Source organism: Serratia sp. CMO1, assembly GCF_015689115.1.
In the GTDB taxonomy this organism is placed as follows: domain Bacteria; phylum Pseudomonadota; class Gammaproteobacteria; order Enterobacterales; family Enterobacteriaceae; genus Serratia; species Serratia marcescens.
This window is the reverse complement of sequence record NZ_CP065032.1, coordinates 822,965-843,468: the sequence shown is the minus strand read 5'-3', so window position 1 is coordinate 843,468 and position 20,504 is coordinate 822,965. Positions and strand designations below refer to the sequence as shown.

The 20,504-nt window shown below is 56.4% G+C and carries 20 protein-coding genes, 1 tRNA gene, 1 rRNA gene and 1 other annotated feature; of the genes, 10 read left to right on the top strand and 12 right to left on the bottom strand.

Annotated elements, in window-relative coordinates:
* Positions 1–42: 42 nt before the first annotated feature.
* The 5 genes from IT763_RS03895 to rluD all read right to left on the bottom strand — a co-directional run bounded on the left by IT763_RS03895 (position 43) and on the right by rluD (position 6,672).
* Positions 43–118, bottom strand: a tRNA-Glu gene (locus tag IT763_RS03895).
* 88 nt (positions 119–206) lie between these two features.
* Positions 207–1,748: ribosomal RNA gene (locus tag IT763_RS03890) — 16S ribosomal RNA — on the bottom strand.
* Positions 1,749–2,259: 511 nt separating this feature from the next.
* A complete protein-coding gene (clpB, locus tag IT763_RS03885) occupies positions 2,260–4,833 on the bottom strand; it encodes an ATP-dependent chaperone ClpB (protein ID WP_025301647.1) in 2,574 nt (857 codons plus the stop codon).
* Positions 4,834–4,963: 130 nt separating this feature from the next.
* On the bottom strand, positions 4,964–5,695 hold the full coding sequence (gene yfiH / locus IT763_RS03880) for a purine nucleoside phosphorylase YfiH (RefSeq protein ID WP_049298908.1): 732 nt from the start codon (positions 5,693–5,695) through the stop codon (positions 4,964–4,966).
* On the bottom strand, positions 5,695–6,672 hold the full coding sequence (gene rluD, locus IT763_RS03875) for a 23S rRNA pseudouridine(1911/1915/1917) synthase RluD (protein ID WP_028127833.1): 978 nt from the start codon (positions 6,670–6,672) through the stop codon (positions 5,695–5,697). Before rluD ends, yfiH begins: the two co-directional genes overlap by 1 nt.
* 131 nt (positions 6,673–6,803) lie before the next feature.
* Between rluD and bamD the strand changes: the two genes are divergently transcribed.
* The 4 genes from bamD to pheA all read left to right on the top strand — a co-directional run bounded on the left by bamD (position 6,804) and on the right by pheA (position 9,638).
* The gene (bamD, locus tag IT763_RS03870; RefSeq protein WP_004932456.1) at positions 6,804–7,535 is read left to right on the top strand and encodes an outer membrane protein assembly factor BamD; all 732 of its coding nucleotides are present in this window, start codon (positions 6,804–6,806) and stop codon (positions 7,533–7,535) included.
* Between the two features lie 312 nt (positions 7,536–7,847).
* Positions 7,848–8,189, top strand: a complete 342-nt coding sequence (gene raiA, locus IT763_RS03865) for a ribosome-associated translation inhibitor RaiA (protein ID WP_004932457.1) — start codon at positions 7,848–7,850, stop codon at positions 8,187–8,189.
* Between the two features lie 122 nt (positions 8,190–8,311).
* Positions 8,312–8,438: a sequence feature (Phe leader region), on the top strand.
* Positions 8,313–8,360, top strand: a complete 48-nt coding sequence (locus IT763_RS03860; protein ID WP_101428074.1) for a hypothetical protein — start codon at positions 8,313–8,315, stop codon at positions 8,358–8,360. (Overlaps the previous feature by 48 nt.)
* Positions 8,439–8,480: 42 nt before the next feature.
* Complete coding sequence (gene pheA / locus IT763_RS03855; RefSeq protein WP_033641293.1) at positions 8,481–9,638, top strand: bifunctional chorismate mutase/prephenate dehydratase; 1,158 nt, start codon at positions 8,481–8,483, stop codon at positions 9,636–9,638.
* Between the two features lie 54 nt (positions 9,639–9,692).
* On the opposite strand, the gene tyrA is transcribed toward pheA, so the two are convergent.
* A complete protein-coding gene (gene tyrA, locus IT763_RS03850; protein WP_033641292.1) occupies positions 9,693–10,814 on the bottom strand; it encodes a bifunctional chorismate mutase/prephenate dehydrogenase in 1,122 nt (373 codons plus the stop codon).
* 3 nt (positions 10,815–10,817) lie between these two features.
* Complete coding sequence (locus IT763_RS03845; protein WP_016929016.1) at positions 10,818–11,894, bottom strand: 3-deoxy-7-phosphoheptulonate synthase; 1,077 nt, start codon at positions 11,892–11,894, stop codon at positions 10,818–10,820.
* A 495-nt stretch (positions 11,895–12,389) separates the two neighbouring features.
* Here IT763_RS03845 and IT763_RS03840 point away from each other — a divergent pair, with 495 nt between their 5' ends.
* The 4 genes from IT763_RS03840 (at position 12,390) to IT763_RS03825 (ending at position 14,409) form a co-directional block, all read left to right on the top strand.
* The gene (locus IT763_RS03840; protein WP_028127834.1) at positions 12,390–13,154 is read left to right on the top strand and encodes a YdiY family protein; all 765 of its coding nucleotides are present in this window, start codon (positions 12,390–12,392) and stop codon (positions 13,152–13,154) included.
* A gap of 243 nt (positions 13,155–13,397) precedes the next feature.
* On the top strand, positions 13,398–13,619 hold the full coding sequence (locus IT763_RS03835; RefSeq protein ID WP_016929019.1) for an HP1 family phage holin: 222 nt from the start codon (positions 13,398–13,400) through the stop codon (positions 13,617–13,619).
* Complete coding sequence (locus IT763_RS03830; protein ID WP_049298907.1) at positions 13,603–14,115, top strand: lysozyme; 513 nt, start codon at positions 13,603–13,605, stop codon at positions 14,113–14,115. The genes IT763_RS03835 and IT763_RS03830 overlap by 17 nt, the downstream gene beginning before the upstream one ends.
* Before the next feature lie 66 nt (positions 14,116–14,181).
* Entirely contained in the window at positions 14,182–14,409 is a 228-nt protein-coding gene (locus tag IT763_RS03825) for an ogr/Delta-like zinc finger family protein (RefSeq protein ID WP_016929021.1), read from the top strand.
* 144 nt (positions 14,410–14,553) lie between these two features.
* Here the strand turns inward: IT763_RS03825 and rplS are convergent, their stop codons facing one another.
* The 5 genes from rplS to ffh form a co-directional block, all read right to left on the bottom strand.
* Positions 14,554–14,910: a 50S ribosomal protein L19 gene (gene rplS, locus IT763_RS03820; RefSeq protein WP_015376707.1), complete on the bottom strand. Its 357-nt coding sequence runs from the start codon at positions 14,908–14,910 to the stop codon at positions 14,554–14,556.
* Between the two features lie 48 nt (positions 14,911–14,958).
* Complete coding sequence (gene trmD / locus IT763_RS03815) at positions 14,959–15,726, bottom strand: tRNA (guanosine(37)-N1)-methyltransferase TrmD (RefSeq protein WP_016929022.1); 768 nt, start codon at positions 15,724–15,726, stop codon at positions 14,959–14,961.
* 52 nt (positions 15,727–15,778) lie between these two features.
* Positions 15,779–16,327, bottom strand: coding sequence for a ribosome maturation factor RimM (rimM, locus tag IT763_RS03810; protein WP_019455135.1), 549 nt, complete (start codon positions 16,325–16,327; stop codon positions 15,779–15,781).
* Positions 16,328–16,345: 18 nt separating this feature from the next.
* Positions 16,346–16,594: a 30S ribosomal protein S16 gene (gene rpsP, locus IT763_RS03805; protein WP_004932501.1), complete on the bottom strand. Its 249-nt coding sequence runs from the start codon at positions 16,592–16,594 to the stop codon at positions 16,346–16,348.
* Between the two features lie 214 nt (positions 16,595–16,808).
* Positions 16,809–18,170: a signal recognition particle protein gene (gene ffh, locus IT763_RS03800; protein WP_206195192.1), complete on the bottom strand. Its 1,362-nt coding sequence runs from the start codon at positions 18,168–18,170 to the stop codon at positions 16,809–16,811.
* A 169-nt stretch (positions 18,171–18,339) separates the two neighbouring features.
* Between ffh and IT763_RS03795 the strand changes: the two genes are divergently transcribed.
* A complete protein-coding gene (locus IT763_RS03795) occupies positions 18,340–19,131 on the top strand; it encodes an inner membrane protein YpjD (RefSeq protein ID WP_004932506.1) in 792 nt (263 codons plus the stop codon).
* Between the two features lie 42 nt (positions 19,132–19,173).
* On the top strand, positions 19,174–20,463 hold the full coding sequence (locus IT763_RS03790) for an HlyC/CorC family transporter (protein WP_016929024.1): 1,290 nt from the start codon (positions 19,174–19,176) through the stop codon (positions 20,461–20,463).
* Positions 20,464–20,504: the final 41 nt, after the last annotated feature.

The window sequence follows — 20,504 nt, the reverse complement described above, 5'->3', positions numbered from 1 at the left end:
AGATACTTGAGACCGCCGCTTTCACCGGGTGGGTCGGAAGCTTGGCGTCCCCTAGGGGATTCGAACCCCTGTTACCGCCGTGAAAGGGCGGTGTCCTAGGCCTCTAGACGAAGGGGACACGACACCGTACTTTTATGACGCTTTTGCTCGTTACTTTTTCATCAGACAATCTGTGTGAGCACGCCACTCGAACTAATATCTTTAGGTAAGGAGGTGATCCAACCGCAGGTTCCCCTACGGTTACCTTGTTACGACTTCACCCCAGTCATGAATCACAAAGTGGTAAGCGCCCTCCCGAAGGTTAAGCTACCTACTTCTTTTGCAACCCACTCCCATGGTGTGACGGGCGGTGTGTACAAGGCCCGGGAACGTATTCACCGTAGCATTCTGATCTACGATTACTAGCGATTCCGACTTCATGGAGTCGAGTTGCAGACTCCAATCCGGACTACGACGTACTTTATGAGGTCCGCTTGCTCTCGCGAGGTCGCTTCTCTTTGTATACGCCATTGTAGCACGTGTGTAGCCCTACTCGTAAGGGCCATGATGACTTGACGTCATCCCCACCTTCCTCCAGTTTATCACTGGCAGTCTCCTTTGAGTTCCCGGCCGAACCGCTGGCAACAAAGGATAAGGGTTGCGCTCGTTGCGGGACTTAACCCAACATTTCACAACACGAGCTGACGACAGCCATGCAGCACCTGTCTCAGAGTTCCCGAAGGCACCAAAGCATCTCTGCTAAGTTCTCTGGATGTCAAGAGTAGGTAAGGTTCTTCGCGTTGCATCGAATTAAACCACATGCTCCACCGCTTGTGCGGGCCCCCGTCAATTCATTTGAGTTTTAACCTTGCGGCCGTACTCCCCAGGCGGTCGATTTAACGCGTTAGCTCCGGAAGCCACGCCTCAAGGGCACAACCTCCAAATCGACATCGTTTACAGCGTGGACTACCAGGGTATCTAATCCTGTTTGCTCCCCACGCTTTCGCACCTGAGCGTCAGTCTTCGTCCAGGGGGCCGCCTTCGCCACCGGTATTCCTCCAGATCTCTACGCATTTCACCGCTACACCTGGAATTCTACCCCCCTCTACGAGACTCTAGCTTGCCAGTTTCAAATGCAGTTCCCAGGTTGAGCCCGGGGATTTCACATCTGACTTAACAAACCGCCTGCGTGCGCTTTACGCCCAGTAATTCCGATTAACGCTTGCACCCTCCGTATTACCGCGGCTGCTGGCACGGAGTTAGCCGGTGCTTCTTCTGCGAGTAACGTCAATTGATGAACGTATTAAGCTCACCACCTTCCTCCTCGCTGAAAGTGCTTTACAACCCGAAGGCCTTCTTCACACACGCGGCATGGCTGCATCAGGCTTGCGCCCATTGTGCAATATTCCCCACTGCTGCCTCCCGTAGGAGTCTGGACCGTGTCTCAGTTCCAGTGTGGCTGGTCATCCTCTCAGACCAGCTAGGGATCGTCGCCTAGGTGAGCCATTACCCCACCTACTAGCTAATCCCATCTGGGCACATCTGATGGCAAGAGGCCCGAAGGTCCCCCTCTTTGGTCTTGCGACGTTATGCGGTATTAGCTACCGTTTCCAGTAGTTATCCCCCTCCATCAGGCAGTTTCCCAGACATTACTCACCCGTCCGCCGCTCGTCACCCAGGGAGCAAGCTCCCTTGTGCTACCGCTCGACTTGCATGTGTTAAGCCTGCCGCCAGCGTTCAATCTGAGCCATGATCAAACTCTTCAATTAAAAGCTTGATTTGCTTCCACTCGAGAAGCGATGCTCAAAGATTTACTGCATGAATTTTACTTCAGTTAGTCACTCTTCAAGACTTGATATTTTTTTGCATCCGAAGATGCTGGATATCGTCTTGTGGAGTGCCCACACAGATTGTCTGATAAATTGTTAAAGAGCAGTGCCGAGAAACTCATCGGCGCGGGCTGCGTATACTACGCTTTTCGCCCGGAGAGTCAAGCGTTTATTTCGCTTTCTTCTCGCTGACCCGGCGGCTTGTCAGTCGTTGTTCCCGGTCAGTGGAGGCGCATTATAGGGAGTTCTCGGCAGGCCGCAACCCCTAATTGCAAAAAACTTTTCAAGCGTTCAAATAATCACCAGAAATACCTTTTTAGGATGTTTATTAGTCAAAAAACACCGGTTTTAGCGCAGTAATAGCGGCAAACCCTGCAAACAGGAGCAAACGAAGATAAAGAAAAGGGAGCGGTCACCCGCTCCCTTTCATCTTTAATAGGCTTAACTGTCGTTATTGGCGTGCAACGATATGGTCGTTTTCCACATCCAGCGTTACCAGCTTGCCGGGGATCAGCTTGCCAGACAGGATTTGCTGCGCCAGCGGGTTCTCGATCTCCTGCTGAATAGCACGTTTCAACGGACGCGCACCATACACAGGGTCGTAACCGGTTTTGCTCAACAGTGCCAGAGCCGGTTCGGTCATGGTCACTTCGTAACCGCGCTCTTCCAAACGCTTGTACAGACGCGACAGCTGAATCTTGGCGATTGCAGCAATGTGTTTCTCGCCCAGCGGATGGAACACCACCACTTCGTCGATACGGTTGATGAACTCCGGACGGAAGTGGTGACTCACCATCTCCATCACCGACTCTTTCATCTGAGCGTAGTTCATCTGACCGAAATGCTCCTGGATCAGATCCGACCCCAGGTTGGACGTCATGATCACCACAGTATTGCGGAAATCGACGGTGCGGCCCTGGCCATCGGTCAGGCGGCCGTCATCCAACACCTGCAACAGAATATTGAATACGTCCGGGTGCGCTTTCTCGACTTCATCCAGCAGGATCACCGAGTAAGGCCGGCGGCGCACGGCTTCCGTCAGGTAGCCGCCCTCTTCATAGCCGACATAACCCGGAGGCGCGCCGACCAGACGAGAGACGGAGTGCTTCTCCATAAACTCGGACATGTCGATACGCACCATGGCGTCGTCGCTGTCGAACAGGAACGAAGCCAGTGCCTTGCAGAGCTCGGTTTTCCCCACCCCGGTCGGGCCAAGGAACAGGAACGAACCGATCGGCCGGTTAGGATCGGACAACCCGGCGCGGCTGCGGCGGATAGCGTTAGAGACCGCGCTGACCGCTTCGTCCTGGCCAATCACTCGCGAATGCAGCTCTTGCTCCAGACGCAGCAGCTTGTCGCGCTCGCCTTCCAGCATTCTGGCCACCGGGATCCCTGTGGCGCGCGCCAGCACTTCAGCAATCTCCGCATCGGTCACCCGGTTGCGCAGCAGCTTCATGCTCTTGCCTTCGGCCTGCGTGGCGGCGGCGAGCTGTTTCTCCAGCTCAGGGATCTTGCCGTACTGCAGTTCCGACATCCGCCCCAGATCGCCGACGCGGCGCGCCTGCTCCAGGGTGATTTTGGCCTGCTCGAGTTCCGCCTTGATGTTCTGAGTACCGGAGAGCGACGCTTTTTCCGCTTTCCACTCTTCTTCCAGCTCCGAATATTCGCGTTCTTTCTGCCCCAGCTCATCGCTGAGCATGTCCAGGCGTTTCTTACTGGCGTCGTCCGACTCTTTATTCAGCGCCTGCTGTTCCAGCTTCAACTGAATGATGCGGCGCTCAAGCCGATCGAGCGACTCAGGCTTGGAGTCCATCTGCATGCGAATGCTGGACGCCGCTTCGTCGATCAGGTCGATAGCCTTGTCCGGCAATTGACGATCGGCGATATAACGGTGCGAAAGCGTTGCCGCCGCCACGATGGCCGGATCGGTGATCTGCACGTGGTGGTGCAGTTCGTAACGCTCTTTCAGGCCGCGCAGAATAGCGATAGTGTCTTCCACGCTCGGCTCCGCCACATACACTTTCTGGAAACGACGCTCGAGCGCCGCATCCTTCTCTATATATTGACGATACTCATCCAGCGTGGTGGCACCGACGCAGTGCAGCTCGCCGCGCGCCAGCGCCGGCTTGAGCATATTACCCGCATCCATCGCGCCATCCGCCTTACCGGCGCCGACCATGGTGTGCAGTTCGTCGATAAACAGGATAACGCTGCCTTCCTGCTTGGCCAGATCGTTGAGCACGCCTTTCAGACGCTCTTCAAACTCGCCGCGGTATTTGGCGCCGGCAATCAAAGCGCCCATATCGAGGGACAATACGCGCTTGTGCTTCAGCCCTTCCGGCACTTCGCCGTTGATGATGCGCTGCGCCAGGCCTTCGACGATGGCGGTTTTACCTACGCCAGGTTCGCCGATCAGCACCGGGTTGTTTTTGGTGCGGCGTTGCAGCACCTGAATGGTACGACGGATCTCTTCGTCACGGCCGATCACCGGGTCAAGCTTGCCCTGCTCGGCGCGTTCGGTCAGATCGATCGTGTATTTCTTCAATGCCTGCCGTTGGTCTTCGGCACCTTGGTCTTCCACGCTGTCACCGCCTCTCATTTGTTCAATGGCTTTGCTGATTTTGTCGGCCGTCGCGCCGGCCGCTTTCAACAAGTCGGTCAACGAGCCGCGGTCTTCCAGCACCGCAAGCACAAACAGCTCGGAAGAAATGAATTTGTCCGCACGCTTCTGCGCCAGCTTGTCGCACAGGTTCAGAACGCGCACCAGCTCATGGGACGGTTGAACGTCGCCACCGGTGCCTTCTACCTGCGGTAAACGGGACAGCGCCTGTTCGATCTCGGTGCGCACGCGCCCGGCATCGATACCTGCGGAAGTTAATAGTGGACGAACCGTGCCCCCTTCCTGATTGAGCAGGGCGCTCATCAGATGTAGCGGTTCAATAAACTGGTTGTCGTGCCCAAGGGCTAGTGACTGGGCATCGGCGAGGGCAAGCTGGAATTTGTTGGTAAGACGATCCAGACGCATAACACCTCCAAGATGGGTCGAAATTGCTACTGGAGATTAAATGAGGTCACCCCTCAAATTTTCAAGGTTATCTCGACGCTAAATTTTCGGTACAACGCCATGCGTCGTTGGATCGTCCTAATTCAATAGGTTATATCAGCCAGATTAAACTTGCCAGACGTCCGGTTATTCCGTCGCGCCGATAGGAGAAAAAATGGCTCATTTCGTTAACCGTACAGCGGTCGCCGCCGTAGATGGCCTGAACGCCCGCACGCAACAAGCGTTGGCGAGCCAGCAAGTAGATATTAGCCAAAAACTTATCGCCGTGCGGGGCAAATGCCGCTGCGGCCTCAGCGTCTTCCGCCATGAAAGCGGCGCGCACCTCCGGCCCGACCTCAAACTGCTGCGGGCCGATCGCCGGCCCCAGCCAGGCGCTAATTTGGCCCGGCGCGGCGCTGAACGCCGCCACGGTTTGCTCCAGCACGCCGTGGCATAGCCCACGCCAGCCGGCGTGAGCGGCGGCCACTTCGTCGCCGTGCTGCGAGCAGAACAGCACCGGCAGACAATCCGCCGTCATCACGGCACACACCTGCCCCGGCACGTTGCTGTACACCGCATCCGCCCGCAGATCGGCGGGCGCTTGTCCCGTCAACGTCACCACGCGAGTGCCGTGCACCTGCTCGAGCCACACCGGCATCTGCGGCAAGCCGGCGGCGATAACCAATCGTTCCCGATTGCGCTTCACCGTTTGCTCCTCGTCACCGACGTGAGCGCCGAGGTTCAGCGAGTCATAAGGCGGCAGGCTGACGCCGCCGCGACGCGTGGTGCTGCAGGCCTTAACGCCGGCAGGCAACGGCCAGTCAGGCAGAATGAGCGAGCTCATTACCAGTCCATCTGATCTTTGAATTCTTCGGTGTCCGCCTTCAGCGCGTTGATCAGATCGACCATGTCCTGCGGCAGCGGCGCATGCCACTCCATCTGAATACCGCTAATCGGATGATACAAACGCAGCATAGTGGCGTGCAGCGCCTGACGGTCAAAACCGCGCAGCGTATTGATGAAGGCTTCCGAAGCGCCTTTCGGCGGACGCGGACGACCGCCGTACAGCGGATCGCCCACCAGCGGATGGCTGATATAGGCCATGTGCACGCGGATCTGGTGAGTACGGCCGGTTTCCAGGCGCAGGCGCAGGCGGGTGTGCGCGCGGAAGTGTTCCATGATGCGGTAGTGCGTTACCGCCGGTTTACCCATCGGGTGCACCGCCATATGGGTACGCTTGGTGGAATGACGCGCGATAGGCTCTTCTACCGTGCCGCCGGCGGTCATGGTGCCGATCGCCACCGCTTCGTATTCACGGGTGATTTCACGCGCCTGCAGCGCTTCCACCAGCCGGGTTTGGGCCGGCACGGTTTTCGCCACCACCATCAGGCCGGTGGTGTCTTTGTCCAGACGGTGCACGATGCCGGCACGCGGCACGTCGGCGATTTCCGGGTAGTGATACAGCAGCGCATTGAGCACCGTGCCGTCCGGGTTACCGGCGCCAGGGTGCACCACCAAATCGCGCGGTTTGTTGATCACCAGGATGTCGCTGTCTTCATAGACGATATCCAGCGCGATATCCTGTGGCTCCCAACGCGCCTCTTCTTCAATCTGTGCATCGATGGCGACGGTCTCTCCGCCCAGCACCTTCTCTTTCGGTTTGTTTGACGTTTTGCCATTGACCTTCACCCGATCGCCCAGGATCCACTCTTTTATGCGAGATCGTGAATAATCAGGGAACAATTCGGCCAAAGCCTGATCTAAACGTTGTCCGAGTTGAGATTCGGCCACCGTTGCGGTGAGTTGTACTTGTTGTGCCATATGCAGCTTCTTCGTTAACGTTGGGTTTTCACGGCGATGCCGTTTAATATAATGTGCTATTGTACCTGGTCTTTGTCGGGAGCTTAACGGACAGTCTCCCGGAATAACACCCTGAGGATAATCAAAACGTCATGACGCGTATGAAATATCTGGTGGCGGCAGCCACGTTGAGCCTGGCGCTGGCAGGTTGCTCCACATCCAAGGATGCGGTTCCCGACAACCCACCTTCGGAAATCTATGCTACCGCGCAGCAAAAACTGCAGGACGGTAACTTCAAGGGCGCGATTACGCAACTCGAAGCGTTAGATAACCGCTATCCTTTCGGGCCGTATTCCCAGCAGGTCCAGCTGGATTTGATTTACGCCTACTATAAGGCCGCCGACTTGCCGATGGCTCAGGCATCCATCGATCGCTTCATGCGTCTGAACCCGACGCACCCGAACATCGATTACGTGATGTACATGCGCGGCCTGACCGACATGGCGCTCGATGACAGCGCGCTGCAGGGCTTCTTCGGGGTTGACCGTTCTGACCGCGATCCTCAGCACGCTCGCGCTGCGTTCCGCGACTTCAGCCAGTTGATTCAGCAATACCCTAACAGCCAATACGCGACCGACGCCAACAAGCGTTTGGTGTATCTGAAAGACCGCTTGGCCAAGTATGAGCTTTCGGTGGCGGAATACTACACTAAACGCGGTGCTTACGTCGCGGTCGTTAATCGCGCCGAGCAGATGTTGCGTGAATTCCCGGATACCAAAGCGACGCACGACGTGTTGCCGCTGATGGAAAATGCCTACAAGCAGCTGCAGCTGAACGGCCAGGCTGACAAAGTGGCCAAAGTGATCGCCGCCAACCCGCAATAAGCGCGCGTCGGCAACGGCAGAAAAGCAAAACGGCAGCCTCGGCTGCCGTTTTCATTGGCGTCGACCTGGTTTTCACTGGAAAAATACACAAGTAAAAACACGGTGTTAGCTAGTGCTCCTCACCGGTCAACTCATCAATAATGCGCCATCCGGCGACAACTCTCAAGCATTAGATAGCCAATTCAAATGCTGAATCACAGATTGAACTAACTTTGCAAAAAGTGACAAAAAATCGTGATTTACATCACGCATTTAAACAAAAAGCGGGGTATGCTGGATTCACCAAGACGGAAAGACAGAGAGGTAAGTTATATGACATTGAACATTACCAGCAAACAAATGGATATCACTCCCGCAATCCGCAATCACGTCGAAGACCGTCTCACCAAACTGGAAAAATGGCAGACCCAGCTGATTAACCCGCATATCGTCTTATCCAAAGAACCGCAAGGGTTTGTCGCCGATGCTACCATTACCACGCCTAACGGCCCGCTGGTCGCCAGCGCCAAACATGATGACATGTATACCGCCGTTAATGAGCTGATCGCCAAGCTGGAGCGCCAGCTGAACAAGGTGCAGCACAAAGGCGAAGCGCGCCGCTGCAATGCCAGCGTGAAAGACATCGTGCCGGAAGTCACGCAAGAGCAGGAATAACCCTCCGACTGCGGTTGCCGCATCAAACGCGCCCGAGGGCGCGTTTTTTGTCGGGTATTTTTGTTGACGGGGTAAAAGCCAGCGGTTACTTTAAAACCTGTTCGCATTAACCTTAGGTAGACCATGCCACGCACACCGTTTTTCTTCGCATTCTTTTTTACCTTCCCCTGACTGGGAGGCGTTTCGTCGTGTAAGAAAGAATGCGAAGACGAACAACAAGGCCTCCTGGAAACAGGAGGCTTTTTTTATGGCTGTTTTACAACGAATAAGAATTGAAGGCGGAAGCTGATTATGACTGACAACCCGTTATTGGTGCTGCGCGAGCGCATCAGCGCACTGGACTTGAAACTGTTGGCCCTGCTGGCGGAACGCCGTGAACTGGCGATCGAAGTCGGCAAGACCAAGCTGCACTCTCACCGTCCGATCCGCGACAAAGAGCGCGAACGCGATCTGCTGGATGCGCTGATCGCCGCCGCCAAACCCTACGACCTGGACGGCTTCTACGTCACCCGCCTGTTCCAACTGATTATCGAAGATTCCGTCCTGACCCAGCAGGCGCTGCTGCAGCACCAGCTCAACCCTGTCAGCCAACACGCCGCACGCATCGCCTTCCTCGGCCCGAAAGGCTCTTATTCACATCTGGCGGCACGCCAATATGCCGCCCGCCATTTCGATCGGCTGATCGAATGCGGTTGCCAGAAGTTTCAGGATATCTTCGCCCAGGTGGAAACCGGCCAGGCGGACTACGCAATTTTGCCGATCGAGAATACCAGTTCCGGTTCGATTAACGAGGTGTACGATCTGCTGCAGCACACCAGCCTGTCGATCGTCGGCGAACTGACCAACCCGATCGACCACTGTGTTCTGGTGGCCGGCGATAGCGACCTGAGCCAGATTGAAACCGTCTACAGCCATCCGCAGCCGTTCCAACAGTGCAGCCAGTTCCTTAACCGCTTCCCGCACTGGAAAATCGAGTACACCGAAAGCACCGCCGCGGCGATGGAGAAAGTCGCCAAGCTGAATTCGCCGAAGGTGGCGGCGCTGGGCAGTGAGGCCGGCGGCGCGTTGTACGGGCTGCAGGTGCTGGAACACAACCTCGCCAACCAGCAGCAAAACATCACTCGCTTCATCGTCCTGGCGCGCAAAGCGATCGACGTATCTGAACAGGTGCCGGCAAAAACCACGCTGATCATGGCGACCGGCCAACAATCCGGCGCGCTGGTCGAAGCGCTGCTGGTATTGCGCGATAACGGCATCATCATGACCAAACTGGAATCACGCCCGATCAACGGCAATCCGTGGGAAGAGATGTTTTATATCGATGTGCAAGCCAATCTGCGTGCCGACGCGATGCAAAAAGCGCTGCGCGATCTGGCGCCAATCACCCGCTCGCTGAAGGTACTGGGCTGTTACCCAAGCGACACCGTGGTGCCGGTCAACCCATCCTGAAACCATAAAAAAAGGTTCGGCCAAGCCGAACCCTTTACGTTTACCGCCCGCGTTTTACTGTCGGCTGTCGTTAGCCTGCCGCAACAGCGTGCGGCTCTCCACCAGGAAGCGTTGGGCGTAATCGCCGAACCAGTGCTCCACCTTGCGGAAACTGTCGATAAACGCCTGTTTGTCGCCATGCTCCAACAGCTTTATCGCCTCGCCGAAGCGCTGGTAGTAACGCTTAATCAGCGCCACGTTTTCTTCCGACGACATGATGATATCGGCGTAAAGTTGCGGATCCTGCGCAAACAGGCGGCCAACCATCGCCAGCTCCAACCGGTAGATCGGCGAGGAGAGCGCCAGCAACTGCTCCAGTTGCACGTTCTCTTCCGCCAGATGCAACCCGTAGGCGAAGGTGGCGAAGTGCCGCAGCGCCTGAATAAACGCCATGTTCTGATCGTGTTCGACCGCGCTGATGCGATGCAGCCGCGCGCCCCACACCTGCAGCTGCTCAAGCAACCATTGGTAAGCCTCCGGCTGGCGGCCATCGCAGTAAACCACTACCTGCTTCGCCACGCTGCCCACGTCCGGGCCGAACATCGGGTGCAATCCCACCACAGGGCCGCTGTGCGCCGCCAACATCGCATGCAGCGGACGGTTCTTCACCGACGCCAAATCCACCAGAATACAGTCGGCAGGCAGCGTCGGCAGGCGGCTTATCACCTGCTCGGTCACATGGATCGGCACGCTGACGATCACCATGCCGGCGTCTGCCAGCAGCTGTTCCGCCTGCGGCCAATCTTCCTGATCCAATACCCTGACCTGATAACCCGACAGCGTCAGCAAGCGGTTGAACAGCCGGCCCATCTGGCCGTTGCCGCCGATGATGACGATCGGCCGCAGCTGCGGACACAGAGTTTTAAAGCCTTTATCATTCTCGCTGACGTACGATTCGCGCATCACGCGGCGCAAGACGTCCTCGATCAGATCCGGCGGCACCCCGAGGTTTTCCGCCTCCTGGCGACGCGAGGCCAGCATCGCGGCTTCGCGCTCCGGTACGTAAACCGGCAGGCCATGACGGCTTTTGACTTCGCCCACTTCCGCTACCAGATGCAGGCGTTTCGCCAGCAGATCCAGCAGCGCTTTATCCACCTCATCGATTTGATCGCGCAGCGCGGTCAGTTCTGCCACCATAACTTACTTTTCTCCCGTGCGAGCCGTCAGCGCAGCGCCGAGTTCCTGATGCATATGACGCAGCAGAGTTTCCGTGCTCTCCCAGTTGATGCAGGCATCGGTGACGGACACCCCGTAACGCATGTCTGCACGCGGCTGTTCGGAAGACTGGTTGCCCTCATGCAGATGGCTCTCCAGCATGATGCCGGTGATCGAACGGTTACCCGCCTTGATCTGCTCCACCACGGACTCGGCAACCGCCGGCTGACGGCGATAGTCTTTATTCGAGTTGCCATGGCTGCAATCTATCATCAAGGACGGATGGAGTCCCGCCTCAAGCATCTGTTTTTCACAGGCCGCAACGTGCTCAGCGCTGTAGTTCGGGGTTTTGCCGCCGCGCAGGATCACGTGTCCGTCCGGGTTGCCCTGCGTCTGCAGCAGGCAAACCTGGCCTGCCTGGTTGATGCCGACGAAGCGGTGCGGCATAGCGGCGGCGCGCATGGCGTTGATGGCGGTGCCCAAGCTGCCGTCGGTGCCGTTTTTGAAGCCGACCGGCATCGACAGGCCGGAGGCCATTTCGCGGTGGGTCTGAGATTCGGTGGTGCGCGCACCGATCGCCGACCAGCTGAACAAGTCCCCCAGGTACTGCGGGCTGTTCGGATCCAACGCTTCGGTAGCCAAAGGTAAGCCCATGCCCACTAAATCCAGCAACAGGCGACGCGCGATATGCAAGCCTGCTTCAACGTCAAACGAACCGTCCATGTACGGATCGTTGATCAAACCTTTCCAGCCGACAGTGGTTCTGGGTTTTTCAAAGTAGACGCGCATAACGATATACAGCTGATCGCTCAAGTCAGCCGCCAGGGTTTTCAAACGACGGGCGTAGTCCAGCGCCGCGTCCGGATCGTGGATCGAACAAGGCCCGCACACCACCAACAGGCGATGATCGCGCCCCTGCAAAATGTTGGCGATAGTGTTGCGCGCAGTGGCGATCTCATTTTCGTCGTCGGCGCTGAGCGGGAACTGGTTCTTCAGCTCCTCCGGCGTGATGAGAACCTGTTCTGCACTGATGTGTACGTTATTGAGCGCGTCTTTTTGCATGATGCTATTCCTGTCGTTTGGCGTTATGCGTTGAAATGGAACATTGAGCGTTTCAGGGCTCTACCCTATCACGATATGTAAAGTTTTCAATCCATTTTCCGTAAATAAAAAATTACCGCAATTATCCTGATTAAATCACCTTTGAAAAAGAGTTGAAAAAACCAATATAAATACAGTAAATACATGTATTTAATAAATCAAAAAAACCTTCACCACACCTTAGCCACCCGGTCTAAGAAAAATGAATATATGTAAATTTATTTGTACACATGATTTTACAGCGAAGATACGCCGCCGATCTCGGCACCGACGCCTGTGCGAAGCAGGATCAGCACGAAATGCCGCCAAAAGCGATGATTTTAAGTAGAAGAAAAGCGAATAAATGAGGGATAAAAATTAAAAACTTAAGCTAATGACGGCTATTTTTGTCGCCGAAATGAACCGATATAATGTGATCGTCATCAACAATAATTCCCCTTAACAACTGGATCCAAGATGCTCTCTTCTCGCGCTCGTCGCGCTTTTCCGCTGTATATTTGCTGCTTAACGACTTTCACCAGTGTTTCAGCCCTTGCCGACAATACGCTTTTCACCGCGATGGACGATCCGGCCACCGCCAAGAAACCGTTCGAAGGCAACGTGCAGGCGGGCTACAACGCCCAGTCAGGCAACTCGCAGAGCTCCACCCTGTTGGCCAACACCAACATGACCTGGTTCAATAGCGACGCGGCGTACAGCCTGTGGGGGGCGGCCAACAACACCACCTCCTCCAACGTGCGCTCGTCCGAAAAATACCAGGCCGGTGGCCGTACGCGCTATAACCTGACCGATCGCAACTACCTGTTCGGTCAGGCCAGCTGGCTGAGTGACCGTTTCAACGGTTACGACTCACGCTCCACGCTGACCGGCGGCTACGGCCGTCAGCTCCTTAACGGGCCGCTCAGTGACCTGCGGGTGGAATTCGGTCCCGGCGTGCGCCATGACGAGTACCATGGCGGCGGCCGTGCAACAAAGGGGCTAGCCTATGGTGCGGCCAACTATTCCTATCAGTTGACCGATAACACCAAGTTCATTCAGGGCGTTTCCGCGCTGGCGAACGAAGAAACCACGCTGAACTCGGAAAGCGCGTTGAACGTGGCGATCAACGATCGCTTCTCATTGCGCGTAGCTTACACCGTGACCTACAACAGCAAACCGCCGGCCTCGGCGCCGAAGAACACCGACACGACGACCTCGGTCACGCTGGTCTACGGCCTATAATATCCCCCCATTATTTCTCGAAGCCCATCATTGATGGGCTTTTTTTATGCCGGCCGCCCTCTTTTGCACAATCTGCTAAAAATATTCATCCCACCCATTGACGACTTTAGCAAATAGCTTAATACTGTATGCATATACAGTGATTATCATACAGACCAGGAGCATGATGGATATCGATAGCGAGCTCTCACGCATCGATGCCTCCGGCTCCCGAGATTCTGTAAACGAAGCGAGCATAAGGCTATGGAGAAAATCACCTCATTCATCACCTACGCCATGGCGCTGTTTCTCGCCTGGCTCGGCAAGCTGTCTCCGCAGGACATTGCCTTTTTAGTCGGTGCGGCGGTAGGCATCGGCACGTTTCTGGTGAACTGGTACTACCGACGTAAAAGCCTGCAGATCTTGAAGGCCATTGAGCGCAATGCGACATCTCGGAGGAACATTTACGATGAGTGCAACCGTTAAGCGCTGCAGCGTCGCCGCCGTTTTGGCCATCGCCGTGCTGTTGCCGTCATTTGGCGAGCTGCAAACCTCAGAAGCCGGTCTCAGGCTGATCGCCGATCTCGAAGGTTGCCGCCTGTCGCCTTACCAGTGCAGCGCCGGGGTGTGGACGCATGGCATTGGGCACACCGCTGGCGTCATCCCTGGTAAAGCGATCGATGAACGCAAAGCCGCGATGGATTTGGTCGACGATGTTCGCCGCACCGAGCGCGGCATGGCCACCTGCCTGCCGGATACGCTCTCGCAACAAACCTATGATGCGGTGATCGCTTTCGCCTTCAATGTGGGCGTCAGCGCAGCCTGCCGCTCTACGCTGGTCGCGCTGCTGCAACAGCGCCAGTGGCGGCAGGCCTGCGATCAGCTGCCACGCTGGGTTTACGTAAACGGAAAGAAAAACAAAGGGCTGGAACAGCGACGCGCCATGGAACGCGCACTGTGCTTGCAAGGCATTGCCTCATGATGACGAGTTCGCTCGCCAAAGGATGATGCCACACCAATTTCACTTAATTTGTTCAAGGGGGTTCTTATGATGCACTGTCCACTATGCGGTCACGTGGCCCACACTCGCTCCAGCCGCTATTTGAGCGAGTCGACCAAAGAGCGTTACCATCAATGCCGCAACATCAATTGCAGTTGCACGTTCGCCACGCACGAGTCCGTTGCACGGGTGATAGTCAAACCTGGCGATGACATTGTCCCGGCGCAGCCGCACCCGCCGGAAAATCAACATAAACAAAGCGCCGCCGCGCTGTAATGCCAAAAGCCCGCTGACGGAGGCTTTTTAATGTCACGGCCAGGCAGCTAAGCCTCTCAAATGCAACGTGATAGATTTTTCAGATAAAAAAAAGGGGTTGGCACAATGCCAACCCCTGATAACTATTAACTTTTGGATGCAGCGTTAGTTAACGCGGTTCAGACGCTCTTTGATACGAGCAGCCTTACCAGTACGTTCACGCAGGTAGTACAGTTTAGCTTTACGAACGGCACCACGACGTTTAACAGTAATGCTGTCGATTACTGGGGAGTGAGTCTGGAATACGCGCTCAACACCTTCGCCGTTGGAAATCTTACGAACAGTGAATGCAGAGTGCAGACCGCGGTTACGGATAGCGATAACCACGCCCTCGAATGCCTGCAGACGTTTTTTGCTACCTTCAACGACCCATACCTTCACTTCCACGGAATCACCCGGACGGAATGCAGGTACGTCTTGTTTCATCTGCTCTTGTTCAAGTTGCTTAATAATGTTGCTCATAATATGTCTCTTACCCTAGGTAAACTGATATATCGGTCCCGTCTGATGTCAGACGCTTCCTTCATAGTCCTGTTGCCTGGTCTGATGTTCCCGCTGGAACTCAGCCAGCAACACCGCTTGCTCGTCAGTCAGAGCTAGGCTTTCTAGAAGTTCAGGTCTTCTAAGCCAGGTTCGGCCCAGCGACTGCTTTAAGCGCCAGCGACGTATCTCGGCATGGTTGCCCGACAGCAGAACCGGCGGTACTTCCATTCCTTCCAACACCTCGGGGCGGGTATAGTGCGGGCAGTCCAGCAATCCGTCGGCGAAGGAGTCTTCCTCCGCTGAGGCCTGATGGCCCAGCACACCCGGTATGAAACGGGCGACTGAATCAATCAGGGTCATCGCCGGCAGTTCCCCGCCGCTGAGAACGTAATCGCCGATTGACCATTCTTCGTCAATTTCGGTTTGGATTACGCGCTCGTCTATCCCTTCGTAACGGCCGCACACCAGAATCATCTTCTGATTGGCCGCCAGTTCGCACACGCCGGTTTGATCCAGCTTGCGCCCCTGAGGTGACAGATAAATCACCTTTGCTCCCTCGCCTGCCGCTGCTTTCGCCGCATGAATGGCTTCCCGTAAAGGTTGCACCATCATCAGCATTCCCGGGCCGCCGCCGTAAGGGCGATCGTCCACGGTACGATGCCGGTCGTAGGTGAAGTCGCGCGGACTCCAACACTGCACGCTCAGCAGGCCATTTTTTACTGCCCGGCCAGTCACCCCGTAATCGGTGATAGCGCGGAACATCTCAGGAAACAGGCTTACAATACCGATGAACACAAGCCAATCCCCTTACCGTTATTCCACTTGCTTCGACCGTTTGATCCGGGGGTCAAAAACCAGGATCCCAATCTGCCTCAATCACGCGGGCAGTGAGATCGACTTTCTTGATAACCTGCCCATGAAGAAACGGAATCAACCGCTCCTTCATGCCGAACGCATCTTTCAGGTTCGCTTTCACAACCATCACATCGTTCGAGCCGGTTTCCATCATATCGATGACTTTACCCAGCTCGTAGCCGGCGGTGGTGACTACCTGGCAGCCCATCAGGTCTTTCCAGTAGTAATCGTCACCCTCCAGCGGAGGAAGTTGCTCAGAATCCACCATAATCTCGCGATTAGTCAGCAGATTCGCCGCGTCCCGATCGTCAATGCCTTTGACCTTGATGATCAGATCCTGACTGTGGCGCTTCCAGTCTTCCAACTCGATATGCTGCCACTGACCCGCCTGCTGGATAAACCACGGCTGATAGTCAAAAATGCTTTCGGCGTTCTCGGTGGATGAAAACACTCTGAGCCAACCACGAATGCCGTAAGCGGACCCCATTTTACCGAGTACAATCGGCTGCTTAGGCGCTACCGGTTTGAGTTGCTTGCTCATTGCCACCACCGCGACAGATTAAGCTGCTTTCTTAGCGTCTTTGATCAGCGCGTGAACGCGATCAGAAACGGTTGCACCCAGACCAACCCAGTGCTCGATGCGGTCCAGGTCCAGACGCAGTGCTTCAGCCTGACCGGAAGCGATCGGGTTGAAGAAGCCTACGCGCTCGATGAAACGACCATCACGAGCGTTGCGGCTGTCGGTCACTACTACTTGATAGAACGGACGCTTTTTAGCGCCGCCACGTGCCAAACGAATTGTTACCATAACATCCTCTTTAGTTAATAAAACAGCCGGGCCCCATTGAGGGACGGGGCCCGGTTGCAATATAAAAAGCCCGAAAATTTTACTCATTTTGGCGCAAAAAGCAATCTAAAGCGTCGATCGCAGGGGACAACTTTTGCAGCCTGTCAAATTTCGGGCGGTTTTCACCGCGAACGGCGAATGCTGAAAGCGCCCGCACTCAGCGTGCGGGGGCCCGTCAGCGGCCTGGGAAGCCCGGCGGCATCATGCCTTTCATGCCGCGCATCATCTTCGCCATACCGCCTTTCTTCATCTTCTTCATCATACGCTGCATTTCGTCGAACTGCTTCAGCAAGCGGTTGACGTCCTGCACCTGCATGCCGGCCCCCATCGCGATGCGGCGCTTGCGCGAGCCCTTGATGATTTCCGGTTTGGCGCGCTCTTTCAGCGTCATCGAGTTGATGATCGCCTCCATGCGCACCAGCACTTTGTCGTCCATCTGCGACTTGACGTTGTCCGGCAGTTGGCCGGCGCCCGGCAGCTTGCTCAGCATGTTGGCCATGCCGCCCATGTTGCGCATCTGCTTGAGCTGCTCCAGGAAGTCGGTCAGATCGAAACCGTCACCCTTCTTCAGCTTGTTGGCCAGCTTCTCCGCCTGCTCGCGGTCGACCTTGCTTTCGATATCTTCGATCAGCGACAGCACGTCGCCCATGCCCAGGATGCGCGATGCCACGCGATCCGGGTAAAACGGCTCCAGCGCTTCGGTCTTCTCGCCGACGCCGAGGAACTTGATCGGCTTGCCGGTGATATGGCGGATGGACAACGCCGCACCGCCGCGCGCATCGCCGTCGACCTTGGTCAGCACCACGCCGGTCAGCGGCAGCGCTTCGTTAAACGCCTTGGCGGTATTGGCGGCGTCCTGGCCGGTCATGGCGTCGACCACGAACAGGGTTTCCACCGGCTTGATCGCCGCGTGCACCTGTTTGATCTCGTCCATCATCGCTTCGTCAACGTGCAGACGGCCGGCGGTATCGACAATAAGGACATCGTAGAACTTCAGCTTGGCCTGTTGCAGCGCGCGATTGACGATGTCGATCGGTTTTTCTTTGACGTCAGACGGGAAGAAGTCGATGCCGACGCCTTCCGCCAGCGTTTCCAGCTGTTTGATCGCCTCCGGGCGATAAACGTCCGCGGAAACCACCAACACTTTCTTCTTCTGTTTTTCTTTCAGGATCTTGCCGAGCTTACCGACGCTGGTGGTTTTACCGGCGCCCTGCAGGCCCGCCATCAGCACCACGGCCGGCGGCTGAGCCGCCAGATTCAGCTCGGTGTTGACTTCGCCCATCGCGGCGATCAGCTCGCCTTTGACGATCTTGACGAACTCCTGCCCCGGCGTCAGGCTCTTGTTGACTTCATGGCCAACCGCGCTCTCTTTGACGCGGTTGATGAAGTCGCGCACCACCGGCAGCGCAACGTCCGCTTCCAGCAATGCCATACGCACTTCACGCAGGGTTTCCTTGATATTCTCTTCGGTCAGCCGCCCGCGGCCGCTGATATTGCGCAACGTGCGCGACAATCGATCGGTTAAATTTTCAAACATCGTCTCATGCTCAACGTGTAATGACAGGCCGCTCCGGCGACACAATTGCGCCGATGATAACACGAAGCGCGCAGGATCTCTGCCTCAGCGTTGGAGATAGGTTGGAGTGAAACGCGCGCAACGCTATACTGACACTCCAATTAACCACGCCGAAGCAAAATTAAACGCTATGCCAGTTTTCTCCATTGTGGCTTTGATGGCCTACCTGCTCAGCCTTGGACTGATCATTCCCAGCTTGTTGCGGAAGAACAGCGCATACCGTCGGCTCGCCCTCGTCTCGGCGGTGGTGGCGCTGATTTGCCACGCCATCGCGCTGCAGCAGCGCATCTTTGACGTCAGCGCCGGGCAGAATCTCAGCCTGCTGAACATTGGTTCTATCGTCAGCCTGATCATCTGTTCGGTGATGACCTTCGTCGCTTCACGCGATCGCGGCTGGTTCCTGCTGCCGATCGTCTACAGCTTCGCGATGATCAATCTGGCCTTCGCCAGCTTCATGCCCGGCGAGTTCATCACTCACCTGGAAGCCAGCCCGGAATTGATGGTGCATATCGGCCTGGCGCTGTTCTCTTACGCCACCCTGATCATCGCCGCACTCTACGCCTTACAGCTCGCCTGGCTCGACTACCTGTTGAAAAACAAGAAGCTGACCTTTAGTGCCGACATGCCGCCGCTGATGAGCATCGAGCGCAAGATGTTCCATATCACCCAGATCGGCGTGGTGCTGCTGACGCTCACCCTGTGCACCGGCCTGCTGTACATGGATAACCTGTTCAGCAAAGAGAACGTGCATAAAGCCGTGCTGTCGATCATGGCCTGGTTCGTGTATATCGTGCTGTTGTGGGGCCATTACCATGAAGGCTGGCGCGGCCGCCGCGTCGTCTGGTTCAGCTTCGCCGGCGCCTTTCTGCTGACGCTCGCCTACTTCGGCAGCCGTCTGATTCAGCAGGTGATGGTGCGCTAGGCCAGCCCGGTCCAATTCTCCCTCTCTATAAGGAATACTGCATTGGAGCATGTGTCGACGGGGACCCTCATCATTATCCTGGTGATCATGATCGTGGTCTCCGCTTACTTCTCCGCTTCCGAAACTGGCATGATGACGCTCAACCGTTATCGCCTGCGTCACCTGTCCAAACAGGGCAACCGCTCGGCGCGCCGGGTGGAGAAGCTGCTGCAAAAACCGGATCGGCTGATCGGCCTGGTGCTGATCGGCAACAACCTGGTCAACATCCTTGCCTCGGCGCTGGCGACCATCGTCGGCATGCGGCTGTATGGCGATCTGGGCGTGGCGATTGCGACCGGCATACTGACTTTCGCCGTGCTGCTGTTCGCCGAAGTGCTGCCGAAAACCTTCGCCGCGCTCTATCCGGAACGCATCGCCTTCCCCAGCAGCGTCCTGCTGGCGCCGTTGCAAAAGGTGATGTTCCCGCTGGTCTGGCTGCTCAACGGCATCACCAGCCTGACCTTGCGCCTGTTCGGCATTCGCACCAACGTGCGCATCAGCGACGCCGTCAGCAAGGATGAGCTGCGCACCATCGTGCGTGAATCCCAGTCGCAGATCTCCCGCCGCAATCAGGACATGCTGATCTCGGTGCTGGACCTGGAAAAGGTGACGGTCAACGACATCATGGTGCCGCGCACCGAGATCGTCGGCATCGACGTCAACGACGACTGGAAGTCAATCATGCGCCAGCTGACCCACTCGCCACACGGCCGCATCGTGCTGTATCGCAGCTCGCTGGACGATGCGATCGGCATGCTGCGCGTGCGCGAAGCCTATCGCCTGATGACCGAGAAAAAAGAGTTCAACAAAGAGAACCTGCTGCGCGCCGCCGATGAGATCTACTTCGTACCGGAAGGCACGCCGCTCAACGTGCAGCTGGTGAAATTCCAGCGCAATAAAGAGAAGGTCGGCATCGTGGTCGACGAGTACGGCGACATTCAGGGCCTGGTCACGGTGGAAGACATTCTCGAAGAGATCGTCGGCGATTTCACCACCTCGATGTCACCGACGCTGGCGGAAGAAGTCACGCCGCAGAGCGACGGTTCGGTCTTGATCGACGGCACCGCCAACGTGCGGGAGCTGAACAAGGCCTTCAACTGGACCTTGCCGGCCAATGAAGCCCGTACCGTCAACGGTATGCTGCTGGAAGAACTGGAAGAGATCCCCGAAATCGGCACCCGGGTGCGTATCGGCCATTACGATATCGACATTCTCGACGTACAGGGCAACATGATCAAACAGGTGCGGGTCACGCCGATCACCTCGCTGCAGTCCAGCGTCGGCCATCACTGACCGCCGGCCAGAACGTAAAAAAGACGCGAAATCGCGTCTTT